Consider the following 25269-nt stretch of genomic DNA (forward strand, 5'->3'; position numbering starts at 1 on the left):
ACCCTGAACGCCGCGAGCAGCGAGGAGTGACCGTGACCGTATGCGGGCCTGACGGGGACGGTGGGCCGACCACTCATCTTCCCGAGAACGGGGGTGGCCGGGGCAGGGCGATGACCTTGGCGGGGACGTTGGCGGCGGCGGAGACTGCGGCGCCCGTGGAGTCGCTTGACGTGGTCGCGCGCATGCTCAAGGAGCACCTCGGGGCCGCGTCGGTGTCGTTCCTGATCACCGACTTCACCGGCGGCTCGGTCGTACGGCTGGGGGCGGCGGGCAGCGTCGAGACCGATGAGCCTGCCCGGCGCATCACGCTGCGGGGCACCCTGTACGACGACGTGATCCGCACCCAGCGGCCGAGCGTGGAGGATAGGGGCGAGGGCGCGCTGGTGCGGATCGTCGCCCCGGTGACCAACCGCGGGGACGCCATCGGGCTCCTGGAACTGTTCTTGCCCGTGGCGCCGGACGCGCAGGTGATGAGGGAGGTCGGCGAGACCGCGCACGCCCTGGCATACATTGTCATCGCGAACCGGTCCTTCACCGACCTGTACCAGTGGGGCCGCCGTACCGTCCCGCTGAGCCTGGCTGCGGAGATCCAGCACCGGCTGCTCCCGGCGTCGCTGGCGTGTGAGGCGGCGCAGTTCGCGGTGGCCGGGGCGCTGGAGCCGGCCGACCGTGTCGGGGGTGACACCTTCGATTACGTGATCGACCGGGACTCGGTCCAGCTCTCAGTCACCGATGCCATGGGTCACGATGTCGACGCCGCGCTGCTGGCCACTCTCCTGGTGGGCGCTCTGCGCCGGGCACGGCGGGCCGGTGCCGACCTCGCCGAACAGGGCCGCCAGGCCGACCAGGCCGTGGGTGAGCACGGCCGCCATGGCTACGTCACCGGCCAGCTCCTGCGTATCAGCCTGATCGACGGCAAGACCGAGTTCATCAACGCCGGGCACCCCTGGCCGCTGCGGATGCGGGACGGACAGGTGCGGGAGATCACTCCGAAGGTCGATATGCCGTTCGGCTTCCATGCCCCTCACAGCTACCGGGTCCAGTCGCTGGACCTGCGGCCTGGCGACCGGCTGGTGATGCTGACCGACGGCATGGTGGAGCGCAACACCAACAGCCTCAATTTGTCGGACTTGATCGTCCGCACCCGCGCGCTGCATCCCCGTGAGGCCGCCCGCACCCTCATCGCGGCGGTCGTTGACGCCAACCACGGTCACCTGCAGGACGACGCGACCGTCATGTGCCTGGACTGGCGCGGCGTCGGTCACTCCCAGCGGGACGCCGACACCGGCGCCGACCTCGCCGACGCCTCCGCCCCGTCGCGGACGGAGCGGACCACTACTGGGCGATGACTCAAAAACTGCTCCGATACCCCGCTTCGGCCGGCCCTGGGCGGGCGAAGCGGGGTGCTCTGCCCCAGGTGACCGCGTCACCGGGGCAGGCGCCTGCGGCGGCCCAGGCGCAGGCCGAGGAGGACGAAGTCGGCGAGCAAAAACCATCACACCGATGACCAACAGGTAGAACAGGCCCTTCGCCACCACTCCGATGATGCCGAGCACGATGGCCACAACGACCAGCAGGAGGAAGAGAGCCATCCGTGTCACCTCATGGGGGGGGGAAGTTGGTGGGGCCATCAGCGGCGGGCGAGGCGACGTTCGCCGCCCGCACCCGCCCGGTAGGCGAGCTCGTAGTGCGCGAAGACCGTCTTCTCGTCCTCCGCGAGCAGTTCGCCGTCCGTGCCGATCGAGGGCGCTTCCATGACCTGCTTCTTGTCGAGGCGACCTTCAGATATCCGGGACCGACCGTCGCGTCGCCCAGGGGGACGAACACCAGCCGGTGCCGGGTCGGCAGACCGACCATGACTGTCGCGAACGCGGGCTGGTCCGTGGCCGTGTCGACGTAGACCGCCTCCAGGACGCCGATCTTGTGCTGCTCGTGGTCGACCACGTCGTGGCCTCGCCATTCCCTGATGTCTTCCGCCTCGAACGCGGGCCCCCTCTGTCGCAGGTCAGCTGAAGACCGCTGTCTCGTCTTTTCTCTCGCTCCTCCCTCCTTACCGGGCTACGGGGCGTCACACCCTGAAGAACAGCCAACTTGCAGGCCGAAGCGGCGGACGGCTTTCGTGCGCGGCGCGATGCCTCGGCGGCCATCCGGCCCGTCGTGGCCCAGCGCGTAGCAACGTGGGTGACGAGCGACGCGAGCCGGTACGCGGTCGCGGTCAGTAGGTGGCCAGGGAGATGGCGACGTAGTGCGCGGTGAAGGCTGCCACGGTCAGAGCGTGGAACACCTCGTGGAAGCCGAACCAGCGGGGCGAGGGGTCGGGTCGCTGGAGGGCGTAGACGACCGCGCCCGCGCTGTAGAGGAGACCGCCAGCCACGATCAGGGCGAGTACGGCCGCTCCGCCGGTGTGCAGGAAGTCGGGCAGGTAGCGCACCGGTGCCCACCCCAGGGCCAGGTAGCACGGGGTGTACAGCCAGCGCGGAGCTCCGACCCACAGGACCCGGAACGCGATGCCGGCCAATGCGCCCGCCCACACGACCCACAGCAGCACGGACCGCTGTTCCGGCGGAAGGAGGAGCACGGCCAGGGGGGTGCAGGTGCCGGCGATGATCAGGAAGATGTTGGCGTGGTCGAGACGTCGCAGAAGAGCCTCGCCGAGCGACCCCCAGGTGCCGCGGTGGTAGATGGCGCTCGTTGCGAACAGCAGCCAGGCGGTGACCGAGTACACCCCGCAGGCCAGGGCCGCCTGCGGGGTACGAGCCAGGCAGATGAGCACGATGCCTGCGATCAGTGCGGCGGGGACCATTCCGGCATGCAGCCAGCCACGCAACCTCGGCTTGATCGGTTCGGCCAGGTCGGCCGCCCGCTCCACCAGGCTGGCAACCGAGTGAGCGTTCCCCCCTGCATCGTCACCTTGTGATCCGCAGGGCAGCCCGTCTTCACGACGTTCTCCACGCACTGGGGCGACGTGAATGTATTCGGCTTCAGCAGCGTCGCGAGACACAGCTTCTCGTCCTCCCTCGGACTCCTGGGTGTCACCGGTAATCATGCGGTCATGCTAGGAGACCTCACCCGGACAGCATTCTGGGAGGTCGGTCTCGAAATCCAGGCCCACGTCGCCTGGCATGGCCGCTTCGCCGCCGTGTGAACCCCAGCCCCGTTGATCCTGCCGCCAATTGAGTCTGCCGAAGCCGAGTAGATCGGCTGGTCATGGGAACGATCAGGGCTCCCGAACGGGCATCTCCGCTCGCCTGCCCGCCAGGATCGCCGATGCTTCCTGAGGTCCGCCCCCACGTATCCGCCCCCTCGCACTCCAGTTGGAACACCAGTTGGGCCTGGCTCCGCATCTCGAAGCCGGCCATCTCGATCTGGAGCGCGTCGCCAGCATCGCAGTGGTCGTAGCTGCCCACTCCAGTGGCTATGCGGCCCTCAGCCATCTCCTCGCGCTGCTGGCCGCGCTACCTGCCCCCACCAAGGCAGGAGAACGCTTCTGGTCGGACCTGTGGAGGTCTTCGGGCACCGCGTACCTGCTACCCGTCAACATCAAGGCTCCGGTGCTGCGTTCCCTGGCAGGAGAAGGAACCGGCCTGGCCCGACAAATCCTCTCGGCCGTCGATGAGATGACCCCGCCCCAACACGTCGCAGCCGGGGAGGTGATCGGTCAAGCCCTCACCGAGTCCGACCATTTTCCCGACCTCAAGACACAGGTCATCGGAGAACTGTGGCTCCGAGATCTCGAGCTCACCGCCTGGCGCGTCCTGCACGCAGACCGCAGGTGTGCACGACAATCGCACAGGGCATGCGGCGCCCGAGCCGACCTATGGCGCGCGGTTCCGGCCTCGTATCCCTACTCATCCAGCTGTGCTCCTGCCACTTCCGAGCAACATCCTGGTCGCCGACGAACTACGCGCCAGCGACCTGGACCATAGCGTCATGGCCGGGCCCATCGGCAAATCGAACGGTGAGGCGGCCGACCGAGCCCGGGACAACGCTTGAAGCGACCGAGTTCAGGAAGTTCCCGGCCGAGGTCGCGCCGGCCCCGGATGTGCCTCAACAGATCAGGGCCGCGCAGCCATTGCTGCGCGGCCCCTGATCTGTTGAGGCACAGGTCCTGTCGACGCCCGGCACGAGAGCAGGTCCCCGTGTCCGGGTGAGCAGCACGGCCCGCACGGGCGACGGCAGTCACCGGACGCGGTGTGCACGATCCCTCGGACAGGGCTGCCAGGTCAGGCCGGGTTGATGTTCTCGGCCTGCGGGCCCTTCTGGCCCTGAGTGACGTCGAACGTCACGGCCTGGCCCTCCTGGAGCTCACGGAAGCCCGAGGAGTTGATCGCCGAGTAGTGGGCGAAGACATCCGGGCCGCCCCCGTCCTGGGCGATGAAGCCGAAGCCCTTCTCCGCGTTGAACCACTTCACAGTTCCCGTAGCCATGTCTCATACCTTCCAGTCGATGAACGCCTCCCACGCCATGCGGAAGGTAGAGGTGATCGCCCTGGTCCCTGCGGCACAGCACAGCAAAACGCCCACACCAAAGGCGCGGGCAAAGGGGAACTCCGAACCACGACAGCTGACGCAGACGCTACACGCCCACACACCGCGTCACCATAGAAAGCGATCACGCCGCACCCCGGGACGGTGCGTGTGGTGCCCGCCGATGCCGACGGGCGTCATCTCAAACTGCAGCTGGTGGATTGGCCGGTCCGGCGCTCCGGCGGCATTCGGCGTTGATGCGCTGGGCTTCTTCGAGCTGGTCTTCGAGGATGACGATGCGGCAGGCGGCCTCAATGGGGGTCCCGTGGTCGACGAGCTCACGCGCTCGGGCCGCGATGCGCAGTTGGTAGCGGGAGTAGCGGCGATGGCCGCCCTCCGAGCGCAGCGGGGTGATCAGGCGGGCTTCGCCGATGGCGCGGAGGAAGCCCTGGGTGGTGCCGAGCATCTCGGCGGCCCGGCCCATGGTGCAGGCGGGGTAGTCGTCGTCATCGAGACGGCCGAACGAGTCGTCTGCTGTCACTTGCACCTCTCTGTGGAACGCGTGGAGGGGCCCTGGTGCCATACCGGCACCAGGGCCCCGAAGGAACTACTACACCATCTGCCGGCCCTGGTACTGCGCCGGCCTTCTGTTTCCGCAGACCCGACCGAGATGCTGCCGGGAGTGCGCGGATCGCGGTTGCTTGACCGGAGACCACCTCACTATCGATGTCCTGCGGTACCCAGGCCCAAGACTTCCGCCCGGGCGATCCTGATGGCGCCTGGCTCCTCCGTTCTTCCCTCTTGACCAACACTTGCCAGCGGGGACTGCGTACTGCTGGTACTGCTGGTACTGCGTACTGCTCAGTGGCCTGCGATAGCGCCACTCTTCGGCAGCCAGCCCCGTCGCCCGTCCTGCATCTGCTCTGGCTTGGAACCCCACTGCCGAACCTCCCGGTGCGCGCGCCCGCAGCCGACGCCTTCACCGAGGTGCTGCTCACTCAACTTCACTGCTGGGTACTGCGAACTGCACTTGCTGAACTGCTACTGCGGTACTGCCATGGCGGCCCCTGATCACTGCGGGCCACCCGGTCCGGTCGTCAGTCCCGTCGCCGTCCTGCAACAACCCTGGCTTCGGAACTCCACCACCAAACCGTCCTGCGAACTACAACTACCTGTACTACTGCCCGGCAGTTCATCTCTGCCAGGCCCCGTCGATCTCGGCTACGAGAGAAACCATAACCACACCACCACCCAATGTCTACTCCAGCCGACATAGATTTTCGTACGCTAGTCAGCGAGATAGTCGACCTCGACCACAGAAGGGGCACGCGGCGGCCCAGCTCCGAGCAGCGCCGTTACGCCAGCCTCGACACCGCGAACACCGCGGCCTGCCCGTCCGGCTACGTCGGTGATCAGCCGGACACGCTCCACAGCCGGAAGGTACCGAGCGGTTATCGCGCCGCAGGCCGGGGCCACAAACACCGGGCAGACCGCCCTGGCCGGGCGGCGAAGCGGGGTGCTCTGCCCCTGGTCACCGCATCACCGGGACACGCGCCTGCCACGGCGGCCCGGGCGCAGGCCGAGCAGGGCGAAGTCGGCGAGTGCGTGCGGAGATCAGCGCCGGGGCACGAGCGGCAGAGGCCGCCGCCGCACGCGTGCGCGCCGGAGCGGGCCGGTGCGACGCGATGTGCGCTGGCAAGCCGTTGCAGCGCCCCAAGCCCAGCTGCGCACCGCCGGACGCACGAACCTGCTCGGGCCTCACACCGGCTCCGCCCACGACGTGGCGTGGTCAGCGCCTGAAGCTGTCCTTCGACCTCTCCTTGATGTCCCGGGCCTTGCCCCGGGCCTCCAGTGCGGCTCCCTTTGCTGCGGTGGTCTCGTTGCCCACCGCGTGGGCCACCTTCCTGACGGCCTTCCCGACAACCTGCTCGGTCTTGGCCTTGGCCTTCTCTCCGGCACTCATGTCGGTCCTTTCGTAGGCACTCACTCATCCGCCTGCCCCTGGCCCCGGAGCGGAAACAATGGGCATCGCAGCGCCGCGCCTCCTCCGACGGCCGTGCTCTCCAGCAGCTCGCCGCAGCGATGCCCACACACTTCATTGTGTTCCCGGCAGAAGTGTTTGGTGGCGCTCGATTTGCGGTTTCTGGAGCGCAGGTCCCTTGGCCTTCCCGTTTCGGTCGGGTCGGCTGAGCTGGGTTGACTGTGGAGGTTCGTGGCTGTCAGCGGGTGGGAATGGCCCGGCGGTCAGGTCGGGTGCTCCGGGTTCCTCGGGTCGTGGGTAGGCAGAGGCAGCACCGCTGGTCCGCAACACACTCCACGTGGTCGGCCCACGCAAACATGACGGAGTGACCCGCCCGAAAACCTGAGAATCAGAGAACCAGCAGGTCAGAGGCCCTTTGCCGCAGGCTCAAGAATCGCCACGCACTCCACGTGCGAGGTCATCGAAAAGATGTCACAGAGAGCGAGTCAGCAGAAACCGCTGGTCAGAGCCGGTTTCTCGGCTCGGGAGGTGACCTCTCGGGTCCCGGAGCGTCAAATGAGCCTGGGCCGCCGCCTTGTGGACAGCCCCTTCGACGCCGTGGCGATCTGCTCCCCTGGAGCCCGCGGCATGATGTCGGTGCCTTTGCCGCCCTTGACTGACGAGTTCGCCGTCGAACCACTTTTCGCCGCTCTTCTCGTCGCGGCTGTTGGTGCAGCGGTCGTCCGTGAGATGGACCCTGGGAAGGTCAACGGTCCCCCCAGGGGGCGCAGCCGCCTTGGCGCTACCGGGCCAGAAGGGCACTGGACGGTCTTGCCGCCGGGCGCTCGGCGGGTGACAGCGGTGGTGAGGGCGAAGTGGTTGACCATGGGCCAGCCGAATCCTCCAGTGCCGCCGTTCAGGTCGGGGGTACACATGCGGGGCGCCCGCGGGCTGCGGTCGTGCACGGCCATGCCGATGCCGTCGGGGCCTTCGGTCTCCCGGCCCGCGGTCTCCAAGCCACTCGACAGCCCTTTCTCTGCACCTCAGCGTTCGAGGTCGATTACCTCGCCGCCGCAGGCATAAAAATCTGTCTTGGCTGGAGTAGACATTGGGTGGCGGCATGGTTATGGTTTCTCTCGTAGCCGAGATCGACGGAGCCTGGCAGAGATGAACTGCCGGGCAGTAGTACAGGTAGTTGTAGTTCGCAGGACGGTTTGGTGGTGGAGTTCCGAAGCCAGGGTTGTTGCAGGACGGCGACGGGACTGACGACCGGACCGGGTGGCCCGCAGTGATCAGGGGCCACCGTGAAGCAGTACCGCAGTGCAGTACCCGTAAGTGCAGTGCGCAGTACCCAGCAGTGAAGTCAGTGAGCAGCACCTCGGTGAAGGCGTCGGCTGCGGACGCGCGCACCAGGAGGTTCGGCAGTGGGGTTCCAAGCCAGAGCAGACGCAGGACGGGCAACGGGGCTGGCTGCCGAAGAGCGGCGCTGTCACAGGCCACAGAGCAGTACAGCGTCAGGTAAGTGATTGATCCCAGAGGGAAGAACGGAGGAGCCAGGCGCCATCAGGATCGCCCGGGCGGAAGTCTTGGGCCTGGGTACCGCAGGACATCGATAGTGAGGTGGTCTCCGGTCAAGCAACCGCGATCCGCGCACTCCCGGCAGCATCTCGGTCGGGTCTGCGGAAACAGAAGGCCGGCGCAGTACCAGGGCCGGCAGATGGTGTAGTAGTTCCTTCGGGGCCCTGGTGCCGGTATGGCACCAGGGCCCCTCCACGCGTTCCACAGAGAGGTGCAAGTGACAGCAGACGACTCGTTCGGCCGTCTCGATGACGACGACTACCCCGCCTACACCATGGGCCGGGCCGCCGAGATGCTCGGCACCACCCAGGGCTTCCTCCGCGCCATCGGCGAAGCCCGCCTGATCACCCCGCTGCGCTCGGAGGGCGGCCATCGCCGCTACTCCCGCTACCAACTGCGCATCGCGGCCCGAGCGCGTGAGCTCGTCGACCACGGGACCCCCATTGAGGCCGCCTGCCGCATCGTCATCCTCGAAGACCAGCTCGAAGAAGCCCAGCGCATCAACGCCGAACACCGCCGCACCGCCGGGCCGGTGAACCCCACAACCGCGGCCGGAGACGGCTGAGACCTGCAACTCCCCCAGGCACTTCGGCTGCCGCCCACACATGCTGCCCGGGACACATAGCGTCCGGGGCAACTTCGTCTTCCGACGCCGATCGGCAGGCGCCGCGCATGCGCGGCCCTACCGTGCATGGCGGTACTGGGGTTTCGGCCGGCCCACGGTCAGCCTGCCCCGTGCCCCGTGCACCGCGGTCATCCGCCGGGCCTCCGGCGGCGGTCCGTGAGTGTCCGTCCTGCCCGTAGCGCCACTACTGAAGCGGCTGGATGGCCGGTGAATATAATCTGCGTCATGTCGAAGCCTGACGAGCTCCTCGTTGACGTCGCCGCCTTGGTGGAATCCGGGCAGAGCAACCAGATGTCCCTGACCGTGGTCACCGGTGGTGCTGTCATCACCGGCCGGCTGGTTCCCGAAGCAGTGTGGAGGCTGAGGGTGTCGGATGTGCTCACGGATTCGGACCGCTTGGGCGAGTTCTCCGCCGTCTTCAAGGCCCCCGCGAAGAAGGACGGGGCGCCTACGCATCTGCACTTCCATGTCGCCCGGATCCTGCAGGGCACGGTGGGGATCCCGGAGACGGGCGGGATGTACCGTGTGGCGATCGAGGACGTCAGCGCCTGGACCGTGGGCGACTTCAGCTATTCCGACCTCTGAGCAGTCCCCTGCGGCGGGAACTGGTCGCACGCAGGTGGGCCCGACCGGCACGCCGGTCGGGCCCACCCTGGTGTTCAGGTGTCGGCGCTTTCCCGTCGGTTCAGAGCCTGTCGGGTGACCTCAGATCGGATAGCGGACGCGGTCTGGTGCGTGCGATTCCAAGGCGGAGGAGGGAGTCAACGCGGAGCGTTGGCGACCGACGACAACGCGGGAAGCGTGCGTGCCCGGGCGTGGCCGCCCGGTCGGAGGTCACCCGACAGGCTCTCAGGCGGATGCGGGGGTGCCGAGCATCGCAGAAGCTCGCTGGAGCGAACTGAGGATGCCTACGGGTGCGGCCTCGGGGAGGGTGCGGCAGGTGAAGCCGAGCTTGGTCATGGCCCGGAGGACTTCGGCGGCGCTGAAGTCACGTCGGTCCTGGTGTGTGATGACCTGGCCGACCTGCTTGACGGGGTAGTGGCGGCGGCCGATGGTCACGGATTCGCCGGTGCCCGGTTCGGGCTTGATGCCCCTCATCGATTCCAGCACGCCGCTTCTGGTGAGATCGAACGGGAAGCGGGCGATGACACAGCGCATGTGGCCTCACAAGGAGAAGGGGAGAACGGTCCGACCAGAGGTGCGGCGGGTCAGCGGGAGAGGGCGAGGACGCCCAGGGCGCTGCCTTGCTCGTCGACCACCGGCAGAGCACCGAGCCGGAGGTGGCGCATCGCGTGCTCGGCTTCGGCCGCACCGGTCACGGGTGAGGTGAACGATCCGTGGTCGCCGAGAATGTCGCGCAGGCGGACGCGGTCCGTGTAGACGGAGCCGTCCCGGACGGCGGCGAGTTCGGCCTGGGTGACCAGGCCGGTGCACTGGCCGTCCTGGTCGCAGACGACCAGTCGGCCCGTGCGGGCGGCGGCCATTACTGCCAGCGCCACCTCGACGCTCATGTCGTCACAGACCTGCGGCCCGGCCGCGTCCATGCCCTCGGCCACCGGCCGGTGCACGGAGTCGGCGCGCGCCGGGCGGGGCTGCATCTGAACCAGCGTCAAAAGGTGCCTCCTGCAGAAGTGGGTCAGCTTCCTGATAACGAACGTTCTAAGCTGCCGCGTCGAAGCGAGACTCGCGTACCGGTGTGCGCCGGGTTGCCGAAGCGGGGCGGCGTCGGCCGCGGGAGGAGGCGCTGCGCTTGGAGCGTTCTGTCACCGGTGCGGTGATGACGACCGGGATGCCGGAAGGGGCCTGGGCTCCGGTGATCCGGCTCAGTGCCTCGTCGCCCGAGTGGACTTGTGTGGTCTGCGGCCGGATGCCGGCGTCCGACATGAGGCGCACCATGTCGCGGCGCTGGTTCGGTGTGACGAGGGTGACGACGCTGCCGGACTCGCCGGCGCGGGCGGTCCGGCCGCCGCGGTGGAGGTAGTCCTTGTGGTCGGTCGGCGGGTCGACGTTGACGACGAGGTCGAGGTTGTCGACGTGGATACCGCGCGCCGCGACATTGGTCGCTACCAGCACGCTGACGTGCCCAGTCTTGAACTGCGCAAGGGTGCGGGTGCGCTGCGGCTGTGACTTGCCGCCGTGCAGCGCAGCCGCCCGGACACCGCTGTTGAGCAGGTCCTGGGTGAGCCGGTCGACGGCGTGCTTGGTGTCCAGGAACATGATCACGCGACCGTCGCGGGCGGCGATCTCGGTCGTGGCGGCGTGCTTGTCGGCGCCGTGGACGTGCAGGACGTGGTGCTCCATCGTCGTGACCGCACCGGCCGACGGGTCGACCGAGTGCACGACGGGGTCGGTCAGATAGCGGCGCACCAGCAGGTCGACGTTTCGGTCCAGGGTGGCGGAGAACAGCATCCGCTGCCCCTCCGGACGCACCTGGTCGAGCAGCGCGGTGACCTGCGGCATGAAACCCATGTCAGCCATCTGGTCGGCCTCGTCGAGCACCGTGATGCCCACCTGGTTCAGCCGGCAATCGCCACGGTCGATGAGGTCCTTGAGCCGGCCGGGGGTCGCGACGACGACCTCGGCCCCGCCTCGCAGCGCGCCGGCCTGCTTGCCGATCGACATCCCGCCCACGACCGTGGCCAGTCGCAGCTTGACGGAACGGGCGTAGGGCGTGAGTGCGTCCGTCACCTGCTGTGCCAGCTCACGCGTGGGTACGAGGATCAGCCCCAGCGGCTGGCGGGGCTCGGCACGCTGTCCGGCGGTGCGGGCGAGCAGGGCGAGGCCGAAGGCAAGGGTCTTTCCGGAACCGGTGCGTCCACGGCCCAGTACGTCACGGCCCGCCAGGGAGTTCGGCAGCGTCGCGCCCTGGATCGGGAACGGCGCGGCCACACCCTGCCTGCCGAGTTCGGCCAGCAGCTGCTCGGGCATGTCGAGATCGGCGAAGCCCTCGACGGCGGGCAGCGCGGGGGTGATCGTCCTGGGGAGCGCGAACTCACCCTGCACTGCGGCGGGCCGGCGGCCGTGACCACCGGAGCGGACCGGCCCGCCGGAACGGCGCGGTGCCTGCGAGCCGAAGCGGCTGCCGCCTCTTCCGGTGTCGGCAGTGCCGTTAGGGGTGCGGGCGGAACGGCCGTTCGTGCGTGTGCGGTTCATGCGGAACCTTCCTCGATGTGGCACATATCAAGGAATTCCCGCAGCGATGAGCGGCATCGAGAACTACAAGTATGGACCGATGGCGAAAGAAAGCACATCCGGCCGACGGAAATTCACGTGGGCGCAGGGTGCTCAAACAGGTGACGCGACGGGGGACGTAAAATCTGGGGGCCGACTGCGGCATAGCTATTCGGGATGCACCGGCAGCCTTGAAGGCGAACCCGGGCGTGGTGAAACTGCGGATTCCTCCGCGTCGCCCCGTCGGTGAAACCGCTCCGGGAAATGCGTGCAGCTGGGGCCCGCACCCCGAAGGATGCGGGCCCCAGCTACAAAGTGTGCGTCAGCGTCAGGCCGGAACGATGTTCTCGGCCGTCGGGCCCTTCTGGCCCTGCGCGATGTCGAAGGTCACCTTCTGGCCTTCGAGCAGCTCACGGAAGCCCTGAGCGGCGATGTTCGAGTAGTGGGCGAACACGTCGGGGCCGCCACCGTCCTGCTCGATGAAGCCGAATCCCTTTTCCGCGTTGAACCACTTCACGGTACCAGCAGCCATGTCATATCTCCTTTGGGGCAGTACATCGGAATCCACACTGCGCGGACGCCGTGTCGCCGCGATGATTACCCCGCCCGGAAAATGACCGGAAATACAAAAGCGCTCCCACCGGCAGGAGCCGGGTGGGGGCACTTGAAGTTTTTGGGAACCACAACTGCAACTGAGATCAACAGTAGCACGCAGGAACAGCCTGCGCCCGCCGCATAATTCCACCTTGCTCATCGCGGCAAAAACTCTCACTACACGGTCCGTAAAACTCTCATTTCACGGGCGCAGATATTGATTCACCCGGAGTGCAAAGTTCAGAAGACTCGCCCACTGCAACCGGGGCTGCCAGGGGCGGGAAGACGTACGCGACTGTCCGCAAGATCGCCCTTCAGGAGGCGACCAGCGGCTCCTGAAGGCGCTCAGGGGCAGGATCCCGCAGTACGACTGGTCCCCCTCTGACCGTCTGGGGGCCTGCGTCAGCGGGAGCACGCCGCTGCCGCCATAAGTGGTCCATTCATGCCGGGTTCGCTGCGGATCAACCGCAACGACCATGGCTGGGCGATGTGCTCTTCGCCATCGACGACCCCGGCCTCATGGCCACCGGCCCCAGCGACAAGACAACACATCAGCCGCCGGGTTGTCCTGAAGCCCGGACGCACCCTGAGCGTGTGCCGGCTGGAGGTGCTCGGTGTCCAGCTGGGCGGCAAGCGCAAGCTCGTCGTCAACGGCAGCAGACACTCATCCGGTCAACAAGTCCGACCAGTGAGCACGCACCCCTGCTGCCACCCTGCGTAACGTGGTGGCAGCGGCCGTCCCCAGGGCCCGCGTCCGCGCCGGGGAGACCGGCCTGGTCGTGAACACCCACTGGCATTCCGACCCACGTCGGCGCCAACGCCGCCCTCCAGGCCAGGGGAGCCGCCATCGCGGCCGGAACCCCGGAGGCCGAGGCCGTACGGCGCCAGGATGCGGTCTGCTGCGCGGCCGAGTACCTGGACCAGCCGGTCGCCCCGTACACCGTTGACATGCCGCTCGCCGACGCCAGGCCCAGCGGCTCGGGGAGACCGACTGGCAGGTCGTGCGCACACCCGGTCACACGCCTGGTCAGGCTTCCCTGCAAGCGTCATTCGAGCGTCAAGAATTCTGAACAGGCCCTGCCACCGTCGCCGGTCCAGCCGTTGGTTTTCCATGAAGCCGCAGGTCAGAACGGGCTTGTTGACCAAACCGGCCTCTTGATCGCATGCACGGAGGGAAACAGGTCGAGCAACCCACCAGGGCCGCAAACCCGCAGGTCAGGCACCCTTCGCGGCAGGCTCAAGAATCGCCACGCACTCCACATGCGAGGTCATCGGAAACAGATCGAACGCGCGCAGCGTCCGCACCCGGTAGCCGCCGTCGCGGAAGTACGCCAGGTCGCGGGCGAGGGCCGCCGGGTCGCAGGCGACGTAGGCGATGCGGCGGGCGCCGAGGCCGGTCAGGTGCTTGACCGTCTGCTTGCCGGCGCCTGCGCGCGGGGGGTCGAGGACGATCAGGTCGGTCTCGGTGATGCCGGTGCGCGGCAGGACCTGGTCGACCTTGCCGTGCTCGATGCGGACCCGCTCCAGGTCCTTCAGGTTGTGCCGGGCGTCCTCCACGGCGCGCTTGCCGGACTCGATACCGAGGACGGCGCCCTTCTCGCCGATGCGCTGGCCGATGGCGCCCGCGAACAGGCCGACGCCGCAGTAGAGGTCGAGGGCGGTGTCGCCCTTGCGGGGCAGCAGGCCCTGCATGACGGCGCGGACGAGGGTGTTGGCGGCTTGCGGGTGGACCTGCCAGAAGCCGCCCGAGCCGACCCGGTAGGTGCGATCGTCGGCGCGCTCGCGGACGAAGGCGCGGCCGTGCACGCGGTGGACCCCGCCGTCGCGCTCGTCGACGCGCATCACCGAGACGGGCTTGTCGAGCTCGACGAGGGGCAGCCGGCCGCCCGGCCGCGGGGTGAGGATCACCTGGCGGTCGTGGGAGCCGGTGGCCGCGATGGCTTCCACCGAGGCCATGCCGGGCCATTCCCGCTTCTCGATGCCGAGCTCGGTGACGCCGGGGGCCGCGATCAGGCAGCGCTCGATCGGCTCCACGTCGTGCGAGCGGTGCTTGCGCAGGCCGACACGGCCGTCCTCGTCGATGGCGTACTGGACCCGGGTGCGCCAGGCCGGTACCTCGCCCGCCGGAAGCTTGTCACCCTCGGCCGGCATGACGGTGCCGTCCCAGCCCGCCTCCTCGGGGGTGAGGCCCGCGAGGCGCTGAAGTTGTTCGGCGATCACTTCGCCCTTGAGCCTGCGCTGGGCGCCGGGCTTGGCGTGCTGCCAGTCGCAGCCGCCGCACTTGCCGGGACCGGCGTACGGGCAGGGCGCCTCGACGCGGTCCTTGGACGCCTCGAGGATCCTTACCGCGTCGGCGCGCAGGAAGCGGGAGTCGCTCTCGCCCTCGGTGACCTTGGCGATGATCTTCTCGCCGGGAAGCGTGTGCCGTACGAAGAGGACCTGGCCCTCCGAGGTACGGGCGATGCAGTGGCCGCCGTGTGCGACGGGCCCGACCTCGACCTCGTACTCCTCCCCGACCAGCGACGACGTGGGTTCGTTCTGCATGAGGGGGTGGCTCCAGAGATCAAGGGAAAAACGGCCGGACAACAACCCACGAGTCTACGTGGGTGTCGTCCGGCCGTTTACCACGATCGGGCGGGCGCGGTCAGCCCTTGTTGGCGGGTTCCTTGGGCCTGCGTTCCACGGGTCCGCGGCGCACCGAGCCCGGTGCGCTCCACTCGGCGCGCTTCCTGGCGCGCTTCTTCGCCGCCTCGGAGGACTCCAGCTGGTACGGCACGGAGGTCACCATCACGCCCGGGGTGAACAGCAGCCGCCCCTTGAGGCGCAGGGCGCTCTGGTTGTGGAGGAGGTGCTCGTACCAGTGGCCGACCACGTACTCCGGGATGTACACGCTCACGACGTCGCGCGGGCTCTCCCGGCGCAGACCCTTCACGTAGTCGATGACCGGGCGGGTCACCTCGCGGTACGGGGAGTCGAGGATCTTCAGCGGGATGTCGATGCCGCGCCGGTCCCAGTCCTCCCTGAGCGCCTTGGTCTCGGCCGGGTCGACGCTGATGGAGAGCGCCTCCAACTGGTGGGAGCGGATCAGCTTGGCGTAGGCGAGGGCGCGCAGCGTGGGCCGGTGGAGCTTGGAGACCAGGACGATCGAGTGGACCCTGGAGGGCCGCATCGTCTCGTCGGCCGGGGTCTCCTCCGCGGCGATCTCCTCGGCGACCCGGTCGTAGTGCTTCCGGATCGCGGTCATCGTCGCGAAGAAGATGCACATGCCGAGCAGGGCGACCCAGGCACCGTGGGTGAACTTGGTGACCAGGACGACCACGAGGACGAGGCCGGTCAGGAAGGCGCCGAAGGCGTTGATCGCACGGGAGCGGATCATGTGGCGGCGCTTGTCGGCGTCCTTCTCGGTGCGCAGGTGCCGGTTCCAGTGGCGGACCATGCCGGTCTGGCTGAGCGTGAAGGACACGAACACGCCGACGATGTAGAGCTGGATCAGCCGGGTCGAGTCGGCGCCGTAGACGACGACGAGCAGGGCGGCCGCGCCGGCGAGCAGCACGATGCCGTTGGAGAAGGCGAGGCGGTCGCCGCGGGTGTGCAGCTGGCGCGGCAGGTAGCGGTCCTGGGCGAGGATCGAGCCGAGCACCGGGAAGCCGTTGTACGCCGTGTTCGCCGCGAGGAACAGCACCAGGGCGGTGGCAGCGGCGAGCACGATGAACAGGAAGCTGCCGTTGCCGAAGACGGCCTCGGCGACCTGCGTGATCACCGGGTCCTGCACATAGCCGGGGCCGACCGGCACACCGCCTTTCAGCAGGTCCTGCGCCGGGTTCTCGGCCATCCGGACGTCGGTGACCAGGGCGAGGGCGATGATGCCGACGAGCATGGTGATGGCGAGCACGCCCATCATCGAGAGCGTCGTCGCCGCGTTCTTGGACTTGGGCTTGCGGAAGGCCGGGACGCCGTTGGAGACCGCCTCGACGCCGGTGAGCGCGGCACAGCCGGAGGAGAAGGCGCGCAGCAGCAGGAAGACGAGAGCGAAGCCCGCGAGGCCCTCCTGCTCCGCCTTGATGTGGAAGTCGGCGGTGGGCGCGCGCATGGTGTCGCCGAGCACGAGAGTGCGGAAGGCACCCCACGCGACCATGATGAAGACGCCCACGACGAACACGTACGTCGGAATCGCGAAGAGCGACCCGGACTCCTTGACGCCGCGCAGGTTCATCAGCGTCAGCAGGAGGATCACCGCGACGGCGCACAGCACCTTGTGCTCGACCACGAACGGGATCGCCGAGCCCAGGTTCTCGATGCCGGAGGTGATGGAGACGGCGACGGTGAGGACGTAGTCCACAAGCAACGCGCTGGCGACCGTCAGGCCGGCCTTGGGGCCGAGGTTGGTGGTGGCGACCTCGTAGTCGCCGCCGCCGCTGGGGTACGCGTGCACGTTCTGCCGGTACGACGCCACCACGGTGAACATCACCACCACGACCGCCAGGGCGATCCACGGGCTGAAGTGGTACGCCGACACGCCCGCGACAGACAGGACGAGCAGAACCTCGCCAGGCGCGTAGGCAACGGAGGACAAGGCGTCGGAGGCGAAGACGGGGAGGGCGATGCGCTTCGGCAGGAGTGTTTCTCCGAGCCGGTCACTGCGCAGTGCGCGCCCGATCAGGATCCGTTTGGGCACGTCGGTCAGTTTGGACACGCAGAGGATCGTAAGCGTTCCGTATGGAAGCCGCGGACCCACCACCCCCGTGGCCCCGCAATCTCCTGCGCTCGGACGAAAAAGCCACGAAATCCTTAACGAAATCCTTGCACTAAGCGTCCGCGAAAAGTGCGCTGTAACCATTCAATGCGGGCTGACCGCCGAGATGTGCGTAAAGGACGGTGGAATCGCGGGCGATCTCGCCGCGGGCCACGAGATCGGCCATTCCCGCCATCGACTTCCCCTCGTACACGGGGTCGGTGACCATGCCCTCGGTACGGGCGGCCAGCCGCATGGCGTCGAGGGTCGTGTCGTCGGGGATGCCGTAGGTGCCCGCGTGGTAGCGCTCGTCGAGCTCGATGTCGTCCACGGTGAGTTCCCGGCGCACCCCGATGAGCCGTGCGGTGCCGGCCGCGATCCGGGCGATCTGCTCGCGGGTACGGGCGGGCTCGGCGGAGGCGTCGATGCCCAGTACGCGGCGTGGGCGGGCGCCCGCCTCCTCCAGCGCGGCGAAGCCCGCGACCATGCCGGCCTGGGTGGAGCCGGTCACCGAGCAGACGACCACGGTGTCGAAGAACACGCCGAGCGCGCGTTCCTGCTCGGCCACCTCGTACGCCCAGTTCGCGAAGCCGAGCCCGCCCAGCGGGTGGTCGGACGCGCCCGCGGGGATCGCGTACGGCCTGCCGCCGCCCTCCTCCACCTCGCGCAGCGCCTGCTCCCAGCTCTCCTTGACCCCGATACCGAACCCGGCGCGCACCAGACGGACGTCGGCGCCCGCCAGGCGGCTGATCAGGATGTTGCCGACCTTGTCGTAGACGGCGTCGGGCCACTCGACCCAGCTCTCCTGGATGAGTACGCACTTGAGACCGGCGCGGGCGGCGACCGCCGCGACCTGGCGGGTGTGGTTGGACTGGACGCCGCCGATGGATACGAGGGTGTCGCAGCCCTTCGCGAGGGCGTCGGCGACGAGGTATTCGAGCTTGCGGGTCTTGTTGCCGCCGTAGGCGATGCCGGAGTTGCAGTCCTCCCGCTTGGCCCAGACCTCGGCGCCGCCGAGGTGCTCGGTGAGCCGGTCGAGCCGGTGCACGGGCGAGGGGCCGAAGAGGAGGGGGTAGCGGTCGTACGAAGAGATCGAGATCGACACTGGGGCTCCCTTGGTCGGGGTGAGGTGGGGTGGGGTGGGTCCACTCGCGCTCGGAATCGCTCGGCCGGTGGGCATCGCGCGCTGCGGGCTACTCGAGCGGTTCGTCGGCCAGTTCTTCGAGCGCCCGCCAGATCTCCGCGGTGACCCGGGCCGCGGCTTCGGCATCGCGCCGCGCGCACGCCTCGATCAGCCGGTCGTGCAGCTCCGCCGAGCCGTGTGCCGCGCCGGCCGTGCCGAACTGCCGCCACTCCAGGCGCCGGATCAAGGGCGAGTAGCGCCGGACGGTGGCGGCCACGGCGCGGTTGCCGCAGGCGGTGACGAGGACGTCGTGGAGCCGGTCGTCGGCGCGCAGTGCGTCCGCCACGTCGCCGCGGCGGGTCGCGTCCCGGAAGCGGTCGTTCGCCTCGCGCATCGCCGTGATGTCCGAATCCGTGAGGAGGGGTACGGCCGTCCCGGCGGCGAGTTCCTGCATGGCCCGGACGACCGCCGCCGCGTCCCGGACGTCGCGCGGCACCAGCCGGGTCACCCGGGTGTAGCTCTGCGGCTTGGATTCGACGAGGCCCTCGCCGGAGAGCCGGGACAGTGCGTCGCGGACCGGGGCCCGGGAGAGTCCGAGCCGTTCGGCGAGGTCGGCGTCGCGGACGGGGGCACCGGGCGGGATGTCGCCGCGGACGATGGCGTCACGGATCGCCTCGTACGCGGTGTCCCGCAGCAGGGTCCGTCGGACGGGGCGCAGGGTCTCCATGAACTGACATGTTAGATGTCTGCAGTCGTCGTACTCAAGGGTCCGTCCCGCAGTGTCTGAATCCGGCGGGCGGCCCCGTCCGCATCACGAGGCGCGGCGAAGGCGCACTCGGATGAGGCTTCGCACTCCCGGCCGCATAAGCTCATCCTGGGCAACGGGACAGACCGTTGCCCCGTTGTTTGCCCGGCAAGCTGAGGAAGAAGTGTGAGCAGGGTGTTTTCGCAGGTCAGCCGGACAACCAGGACTGCGAGGTAGGCGCAAGGTGCACATCGTCATCATGGGCTGCGGGCGAGTAGGAGCCGCTCTCGCGCAGACCCTGGAGCAGCAGGGGCACACGGTCGCCGTCATCGACCAGGACCCCACGGCGTTCCGGCGCCTCGGGTCCGGATTCGGTGGGCGGCGCGTCACCGGTGTCGGCTTCGACCAGGACACCCTCCGTGAGGCGGGGATCGAGGAGGCCGGTGCGTTCGCCGCGGTGAGCAGCGGCGACAACTCGAACATCATCGCCGCCCGGGTGGCCCGCGAGATGTTCGGCATCGAGAATGTCGCGGCGCGGATCTACGACCCCCGGCGCGCCGAGGTCTACCAGCGCCTCGGTATCCCCACGGTCGCCACCGTGCGCTGGACCGCGGACCAGATGCTGCGGCGGCTGCTGCCCTCGGGCGCCGAGCCGCTGTGGCGGGATCCGAGCGGCGGTGTGCAGCTCGCGGAGGTACACACCACACCGTCCTGGATCGGCCACAAGATCAGCACGCTGCAGGAGGAGACGGGCGTCCGCGTGGCGTTCCTCACCCGGTTGGGCGAAGCCATTCTGCCCACCTCGCAGACGGTGCTGCAGGAGGGCGACCTGGTCCACGTGATGATGCGTACGGACGAGATCGCAAAGGTCGAGGCGGCCTTCGCCGAGGGTCCTGAGGAGGGCGGTCACTGATGCGTGTCGCGATTGCCGGGGCCGGTGCGGTGGGCCGTTCCATCGCAGGCGAGCTGCTGGAGAACGGGCACGAGGTGCTGCTCGTCGACAAGGCGCCGACGGCCATTTCGGTGGAGCGGGTGCCGATGGCCGAGTGGCTGCTGGCGGACGCCTGCGAGATCACCTCACTCGACGAGGCGGCGCTTCAACGCTGCAACGTCGTGATCGCCGCGACCGGCGACGACAAGGTGAATCTGGTCGTCTCGCTGCTCGCCAAGACCGAGTACGGCGTGCCGAGGGTCGTCGCCCGGGTCAACAACCCGAAGAACGAGTGGCTGTTCAACGAGGCCTGGGGCGTCGATGTGGCGGTCTCCACGCCGCGTCTGATGTCGGCCCTGGTCGAGGAGGCGGTGAGCGTCGGCGATCTGGTCCGGCTGCTGCGCTTCAGCCATGGCGACGCCAACCTGGTCGAGCTGACGCTGCCCCCGGAGTCGGCGCTGGCCGGCACCCAGGTCGGCGATGTGGCCTGGCCCGAGGACACCTCGCTGGTAACCATCATCCGCGGGCAGCGTGTTCTGACGCCGAGCACCGAGGAGACGCTGGAGGCCGGTGACGAGCTGCTGTTCGTGGCCGCACAGGCACGTGAGGAGCAGTTGGAGGACCTGCTGTCGGTACGCCGGGGCGACTCGGAGGAGGACTGACCGAGGCAGGGCAGGCAGACGGAAGGGGCCCGGAACCGTTTTCGCACGGTGCCGGGCCCCTTCCGTCTGTCGTGGGCGGTTCAGAACTCCTGGTGACGCGTCGCGGCGGCGGCCGCCTCCGCCTTGCGGGCCTTCTCGGCCTGCTCCTGCGCCTCCATCTCGGCGAAGACATCGATGGGCGGCGGCGCCTTGGCGAGGAAGACCCAGGTCAGATAGACCGCGAGCAGGAACGGCGGGATCTTCAGGGCGACCAGGACCCAGCCGAACTGGGTGGTGTCGGCCCACCAGTACAGCGGGAAGAGGATCGCGCACTTGGCGAGCAGGATCAGCCCCCAGGCGTAACTGGCTTTGGCGTACGCCTTCTTGCGGCCGGGGTTCCTGGTGCGCCAGGAGAGGTTCTCCTTGAACACCGGGCCCAGCATCAGACCGATCAGCGGCACCCCGGCGAGGGTGGTGATCAGGTAGGCGAGTGCCAGGCCGAGCGTGTAGAGCATGCCCGGCAGATAGAAGTCCTTGGCATTGCCGGTCATCATCGCGAAGACCACACCGAAGGCCACGCCGAAGACACCGCTGAAGGCGTGCTTGACGGTGTCCCTGCGGATCAGCCGCACGGCGACGAGGACCAGGGACACCACCAGGGCCGCGATGGCCGAGAGGTGCAGATCCTTGTTGATCGTGAAGATCGTGACGAAGAGCAGCCCGGGAACGACTGTCTCCACCATCCCCCGGACACCGCCGAACGCCTCGAAGAGCGCGGCCTCGGTGACCGCTTTCGCGTCGGCCTCCTGCTGGTCGGTGCGGGTGGTGCGGTCCTTGTCGGACGTCGGCTTGTCGAGAGACGTCACCGGCTACTCCTTGCCGAGCGGTCGGAGTTCGTATTTGGGGTTGAACAGCACCCGGCGTCCATGGCTCATGGCGATCCGGCCCGAGGCGATGAGCCTGCGCCCCGGTTCTATGCCCGCGATGGAGCGCCGGCCCAGCCAGACCACGTCCAGCGGAGCGGTGCCGTCGAAGAGCTCCGCCTCCAGGGCGGGCACTCCGGCGCGCGGCCGCAGGGTGACGGTCCGCAACGTACCAGTCACCTTGACGATCTGGCGGTCGGTGCATTCGGAGATGCGCGTGCAACCCGAAGCCTGCGAGTCCTCCTGCAGCTCCTCGGACTCCAGGTCCTCCTGGGAGCTGGACAGCCGGTCGAGCATCCGCCGGAAGCGGCCGGACGGCTTCACAGCCTTGCCGGGCTTCTCGGATCGAGGAACAGCACTCATATCCGAAGGGTACCGGTCTCCCGTGCTCCGAGCGGGTGTCCCGGGTCTCACTCGAAGGAGTTACTCGCAAGGATTACGGGACAGGACCCGGTGACCGTTCAGCCGCGCTCGAAGCGGTAGCCCATCCCCGGCTCGGTGACGAAGTGCCGGGGATGCGAGGGGTCGGCCTCCAGCTTGCGCCTGAGCTGCGCCATGTAGACCCGCAGGTAGTTGGTCTCGGTGCCGTACGAGGGCCCCCAGACCTCCTGGAGCAGCTGCTTCTGGCTGACCAGCCGGCCGCTGTTGCGGACCAGGACCTCCAGCAGGTGCCATTCGGTGGGGGTGAGCCGTACGTCGCGTCCCTCGCGGTGGACCTTCTTCGCCGCCAGGTCGACGGTGAACCCATCGGTCTCGACGATCACGACGTCGTCGGAGCCGTGCTGGCCGACGGGTTCGGCGCGGCGGACGGAGGCACGCAGCCGGGCCAGCAGCTCGTCCATGCCGAACGGCTTGGTGACGTAGTCGTCGGCTCCGGCGTCCAGGGCCTCGACCTTCTCGTCGGAGGTGTGGCGGGCGGAGAGCACCAGGATCGGCACCCGGGTCCAGCCGCGCAGCCCCTTGATCACCTCGACGCCGTCCATGTCCGGCAGCCCGAGGTCGAGGACGACGACATCGGGGTGACGGGCGGCGGCGAGCTGGAGGGCGGTCGCGCCGTCGGGCGCGGCGTCCACCTCGTACTTGCGCGCCTTCAGGTTGATCACGAGGGCGCGTACGATCTGCGGCTCGTCGTCGACCACAAGCACCCGGGTCATGGGGGTCCTGCCTTTCTGCTGTACGGCGATCTCCTGGAATGTTGCGGAGATCATGAGGTGACCCGCGAGGTCATGAGGTGACCCGCGCGGGCAGGTCGGGGCTGACGGGAACGTATCCCGATGCCGCCTTGAGGGTCAGCACCATGGTGAGGCCGCCGCCGGGGGTGTCCTCGGCGTCCAGCGTGCCGCCCATGGACTCCACGAAGCCACGGGCGACGGCGAGGCCCAGTCCCACGCCTGCGCCGCGTGGGGCGTCGCCGTAGCGCTGGAAGGGCTCGAAGATGCGCTCCTTGGCGTCGTCGGGGACGCCGGGGCCGCGGTCGGCCACCCGTAGCTCGACGCGATCGCCGAGCGCACTGGCGGCCACCGTGACGCGTTCTGCGTAGGGGCTGTACTTGACGGCGTTCTCGACGATGTTGGCGACGGCCCTCTCCAGCAGCCCGGGGTCGACGTCGACCATCGGCAGGGTCTCGGGAATGTCCAGGTCCACGCTGCCCTCGGGGACGCCGCCGAGCGCCATCGGGACCACCTCGTCGAGGTCGATCTCGCGGATCAGCGGGGTGACGGTGCCGGTCTGCAGCCTGGACATGTCGAGGAGGTTGCCCACGAGGTGGTCGAGGCGGTCGGCGCCGTTCTCGATGCCTTCGAGGAGTTCGGCCTGGTCCTCGTCGGACCAGGCGACGTCGTCGGAGCGCAGGGAGCTGACAGCGGCCTTGATGGCGGCGAGCGGGGTGCGCAGATCGTGGCTGACGGCGGCGAGGAGGGCCGTCCTGATCCGGTTTCCCTCGGCGAGCCGCCGGGCCTCCTCCGCCTCGTCGACCAGGCGCTGGCGGTCCAGTACGACGGCGGCCTGGGCGGCGAACGCGCCGAGCACCCGGCGGTCCTCGGCGGGCAGCACCCGGCCGGAGAGCGCGAGCGCCATGTGGTCGCCGACGGGCATGTCCACATCCGCGTCCTCCGGCCGGGCCACCGGGCTCGGCCCGACACTCCCGGCGCACGTCCACGGATCGACGTCGCTCTGCCGCTCCAGCAGGGCGACGGACTCCATGCCGAAGGTCTCGCGGACCCGGTCCAGGAGCGCGTCCAAAGTGGTCTCGCCGCGCAGCACACTGCCGGCCAGGAAGGAGAGGATCTCCGATTCGGCGCGCAGCCGGGCCGCCTGGTGGGTACGGCGGGCCGCCAGATCGACGACCGAGGCGACCGAGACAGCCACCGCGAAGAAGATCACGATGGCGACGAAGTTCTCCGGATCCTGGACGGTCAGCGTATGGGTGGGCGGGGTGAACCAGTAGTTCAGCAGCAGCGAGCCCACGGCGGCCGAGGCGAGGGCCGGCAGCAGCCCGCCGATCAGGGCCGCCGCTACGGTCATGAAGAGGAACAGCAGGACGTCGTTGGCGAGCCCGGGGCCGCTGTTCAGGCCGATCAGAAGCAGCGTGAGAAGGGCCGGGCCGCCCACCCCGACCAGCCAGCCCCAGATGATCCGGACCCGGCCCAGCCGGGCGCCGCGGGCGATGGGCAGCCCGCGGCCCTTGGCGACTTCTTCGTGGGTGACGATATGGACGTCGAGGTCGGGGCCGGACTCGCGGGCGACGGTGGCGCCCACGCCCGGTCCGTAGATGTACTGCCAGGCCTTGCGGCGGCTGGAGCCGAGGACGATCTGCGTGGCGTTCACCCCACGGGCGAATTCGAGGAGGGCCGACGGTATGTCGTCGCCGATGACATGGTGGAACGTGCCGCCGAGGTCCTCCACGAGGGTGCGCTGGACGGTGAGTTCCTTGGGCGAGGCGGAGGTCAGTCCGTCGCTGCGGGCGATGTAGACGGCGAGGATCTCGCTGCCGGAGCCCTTGGCCGCCATCCGGGACGCTCGGCGGATGAGCGTACGGCCCTCGGGACCGCCGGTGAGTCCGACGACGATGCGTTCGCGGGCCTGCCAGGTGGTGCGGATGTTGTGCTCGCCGCGGTACTGCTGAAGGTATTCGTCGACCCGGTCGGCGACCCAGAGGAGGGCCAGCTCGCGCAGGGCGGTCAGGTTGCCGGGGCGGAAGTAGTTGGACAGGGACGCGTCGATCCGGTCCGGCTTGTAGATGTTGCCGTGGGCCATCCGGCGGCGCAGCGCCTGGGGCGACATGTCGACGAGTTCGAGCTGGTCGGCCCTGCGCACGACCTCGTCGGGGACGGTCTCGCGCTGCCGTACGCCGGTTATGGCCTCGACGACGTCGCCGAGTGATTCCAGGTGCTGGATGTTGACGGTGGAGATCACGTCTATGCCGGCCTGGAGGAGCTCTTCCACGTCCTGCCAGCGCTTGGCGTTGCGGGAGCCCGGCACATTGGTGTGCGCCAGTTCGTCCACCAGGGCGACGGCCGGGGCGCGCTCCAGGACCGCGTCGACGTCCATCTCGGTGAAGACGGCGGAGCGGTACTCGATCTCACGTCGCCGGATCTGCTCCAGGCCGTGCAGCATGACCTCGGTGCGCGGGCGGTCGTGGTGCTCCACGAAGGCGACGACGCAGTCGGTGCCCCGTTCCACACGGCGGTGGGCCTCGGAGAGCATCGCGTACGTCTTGCCGACACCGGGTGCCGCACCCAGGTAGATCCGAAGCTTGCCGCGTGCCATGGCCCCATTGTC

The 25269-nt window shown here is 68.7% G+C and carries 21 protein-coding genes and 2 pseudogenes; 5 read left to right on the plus strand and 18 right to left on the minus strand.

Annotated features, from left to right (window positions below):
* Nucleotides 1–182 precede the first annotated feature (182 nt).
* Nucleotides 183–1349: a PP2C family protein-serine/threonine phosphatase gene (locus OG609_RS09665; RefSeq protein WP_327272443.1), complete on the plus strand. Its 1167-nt coding sequence runs from the start codon at nt 183–185 to the stop codon at nt 1347–1349.
* Between the two features lie 281 nt (nt 1350–1630).
* Here the strand turns inward: OG609_RS09665 and OG609_RS09670 are convergent.
* The 6 genes and pseudogenes from OG609_RS09670 to OG609_RS09695 all read right to left on the minus strand — a co-directional run.
* Nucleotides 1631–2004, minus strand: a pseudogene (locus OG609_RS09670) (PRC-barrel domain-containing protein).
* A 211-nt stretch (nt 2005–2215) separates the two neighbouring features.
* On the minus strand, nt 2216–2869 hold the full coding sequence (trhA, locus tag OG609_RS09675; RefSeq protein ID WP_327272444.1) for a PAQR family membrane homeostasis protein TrhA: 654 nt from the start codon (nt 2867–2869) through the stop codon (nt 2216–2218).
* A 1354-nt stretch (nt 2870–4223) separates the two neighbouring features.
* A complete protein-coding gene (locus OG609_RS09680; protein ID WP_019072426.1) occupies nt 4224–4427 on the minus strand; it encodes a cold-shock protein in 204 nt (67 codons plus the stop codon).
* A 241-nt stretch (nt 4428–4668) separates the two neighbouring features.
* Nucleotides 4669–5007: a helix-turn-helix domain-containing protein gene (locus OG609_RS09685; protein WP_327272445.1), complete on the minus strand. Its 339-nt coding sequence runs from the start codon at nt 5005–5007 to the stop codon at nt 4669–4671.
* Between the two features lie 1248 nt (nt 5008–6255).
* Nucleotides 6256–6429 carry a hypothetical protein gene (locus OG609_RS09690; RefSeq protein WP_327272446.1) on the minus strand — a complete coding sequence of 58 codons (174 nt, stop codon included), beginning with the start codon at nt 6427–6429 and terminating at the stop codon, nt 6256–6258.
* A gap of 799 nt (nt 6430–7228) precedes the next feature.
* Nucleotides 7229–7421 (minus strand): annotated as a pseudogene (locus OG609_RS09695) (ATP-binding protein); the annotation flags it as partial.
* A gap of 800 nt (nt 7422–8221) precedes the next feature.
* Between OG609_RS09695 and OG609_RS09700 the strand changes: the two are divergent.
* Nucleotides 8222–8569: a helix-turn-helix domain-containing protein gene (locus OG609_RS09700; RefSeq protein ID WP_327272447.1), complete on the plus strand. Its 348-nt coding sequence runs from the start codon at nt 8222–8224 to the stop codon at nt 8567–8569.
* 285 nt (nt 8570–8854) lie between these two features.
* A complete protein-coding gene (locus tag OG609_RS09705; protein WP_327272448.1) occupies nt 8855–9214 on the plus strand; it encodes a hypothetical protein in 360 nt (119 codons plus the stop codon).
* Between the two features lie 264 nt (nt 9215–9478).
* Here the strand turns inward: OG609_RS09705 and OG609_RS09710 are convergent, their stop codons facing one another.
* The 8 genes from OG609_RS09710 to OG609_RS09745 form a co-directional block, all read right to left on the minus strand.
* Nucleotides 9479–9787, minus strand: coding sequence for an SCO5918 family protein (locus tag OG609_RS09710; protein ID WP_327272449.1), 309 nt, complete (start codon nt 9785–9787; stop codon nt 9479–9481).
* 50 nt (nt 9788–9837) lie between these two features.
* Nucleotides 9838–10242: a CBS domain-containing protein gene (locus tag OG609_RS09715; protein WP_327272450.1), complete on the minus strand. Its 405-nt coding sequence runs from the start codon at nt 10240–10242 to the stop codon at nt 9838–9840.
* A 46-nt stretch (nt 10243–10288) separates the two neighbouring features.
* Entirely contained in the window at nt 10289–11782 is a 1494-nt protein-coding gene (locus tag OG609_RS09720; RefSeq protein ID WP_327272451.1) for a DEAD/DEAH box helicase, read from the minus strand.
* Nucleotides 11783–12128: 346 nt separating this feature from the next.
* Nucleotides 12129–12332, minus strand: coding sequence for a cold-shock protein (locus OG609_RS09725; RefSeq protein WP_045556499.1), 204 nt, complete (start codon nt 12330–12332; stop codon nt 12129–12131).
* Nucleotides 12333–13609: 1277 nt separating this feature from the next.
* Nucleotides 13610–14938, minus strand: coding sequence for a class I SAM-dependent RNA methyltransferase (locus OG609_RS09730; RefSeq protein ID WP_327272453.1), 1329 nt, complete (start codon nt 14936–14938; stop codon nt 13610–13612).
* A gap of 100 nt (nt 14939–15038) precedes the next feature.
* A complete protein-coding gene (locus OG609_RS09735; protein WP_327272454.1) occupies nt 15039–17087 on the minus strand; it encodes an APC family permease in 2049 nt (682 codons plus the stop codon).
* A gap of 112 nt (nt 17088–17199) precedes the next feature.
* Nucleotides 17200–18225, minus strand: coding sequence for a 1-aminocyclopropane-1-carboxylate deaminase (locus OG609_RS09740; RefSeq protein ID WP_327277989.1), 1026 nt, complete (start codon nt 18223–18225; stop codon nt 17200–17202).
* Between the two features lie 94 nt (nt 18226–18319).
* On the minus strand, nt 18320–18976 hold the full coding sequence (locus OG609_RS09745) for a GntR family transcriptional regulator (protein ID WP_327272455.1): 657 nt from the start codon (nt 18974–18976) through the stop codon (nt 18320–18322).
* Between the two features lie 262 nt (nt 18977–19238).
* On the opposite strand from OG609_RS09745, the gene OG609_RS09750 reads away from it, so the two are divergent.
* Nucleotides 19239–19907: a potassium channel family protein gene (locus OG609_RS09750; RefSeq protein WP_072485889.1), complete on the plus strand. Its 669-nt coding sequence runs from the start codon at nt 19239–19241 to the stop codon at nt 19905–19907.
* A complete protein-coding gene (locus OG609_RS09755; RefSeq protein WP_327272456.1) occupies nt 19907–20587 on the plus strand; it encodes a potassium channel family protein in 681 nt (226 codons plus the stop codon). The genes OG609_RS09750 and OG609_RS09755 overlap by 1 nt, the downstream gene beginning before the upstream one ends.
* Before the next feature lie 80 nt (nt 20588–20667).
* Here the strand turns inward: OG609_RS09755 and OG609_RS09760 are convergent, their stop codons facing one another.
* From OG609_RS09760 to OG609_RS09775, 4 genes are all read right to left on the minus strand, one after another.
* The gene (locus OG609_RS09760; RefSeq protein ID WP_266357071.1) at nt 20668–21432 is read right to left on the minus strand and encodes a DUF3159 domain-containing protein; all 765 of its coding nucleotides are present in this window, start codon (nt 21430–21432) and stop codon (nt 20668–20670) included.
* A 3-nt stretch (nt 21433–21435) separates the two neighbouring features.
* Nucleotides 21436–21852, minus strand: coding sequence for an OB-fold nucleic acid binding domain-containing protein (locus tag OG609_RS09765; protein ID WP_327272457.1), 417 nt, complete (start codon nt 21850–21852; stop codon nt 21436–21438).
* Between the two features lie 98 nt (nt 21853–21950).
* Complete coding sequence (locus OG609_RS09770) at nt 21951–22643, minus strand: response regulator (RefSeq protein ID WP_327277990.1); 693 nt, start codon at nt 22641–22643, stop codon at nt 21951–21953.
* 70 nt (nt 22644–22713) lie between these two features.
* Nucleotides 22714–25257 carry a sensor histidine kinase KdpD gene (locus OG609_RS09775; protein WP_327272458.1) on the minus strand — a complete coding sequence of 848 codons (2544 nt, stop codon included), beginning with the start codon at nt 25255–25257 and terminating at the stop codon, nt 22714–22716.
* Nucleotides 25258–25269: the final 12 nt, after the last annotated feature.

Origin of the sequence: Streptomyces sp. NBC_01224, from assembly GCF_036002945.1 — a bacterium.
Classification (GTDB): domain Bacteria; phylum Actinomycetota; class Actinomycetes; order Streptomycetales; family Streptomycetaceae; genus Streptomyces.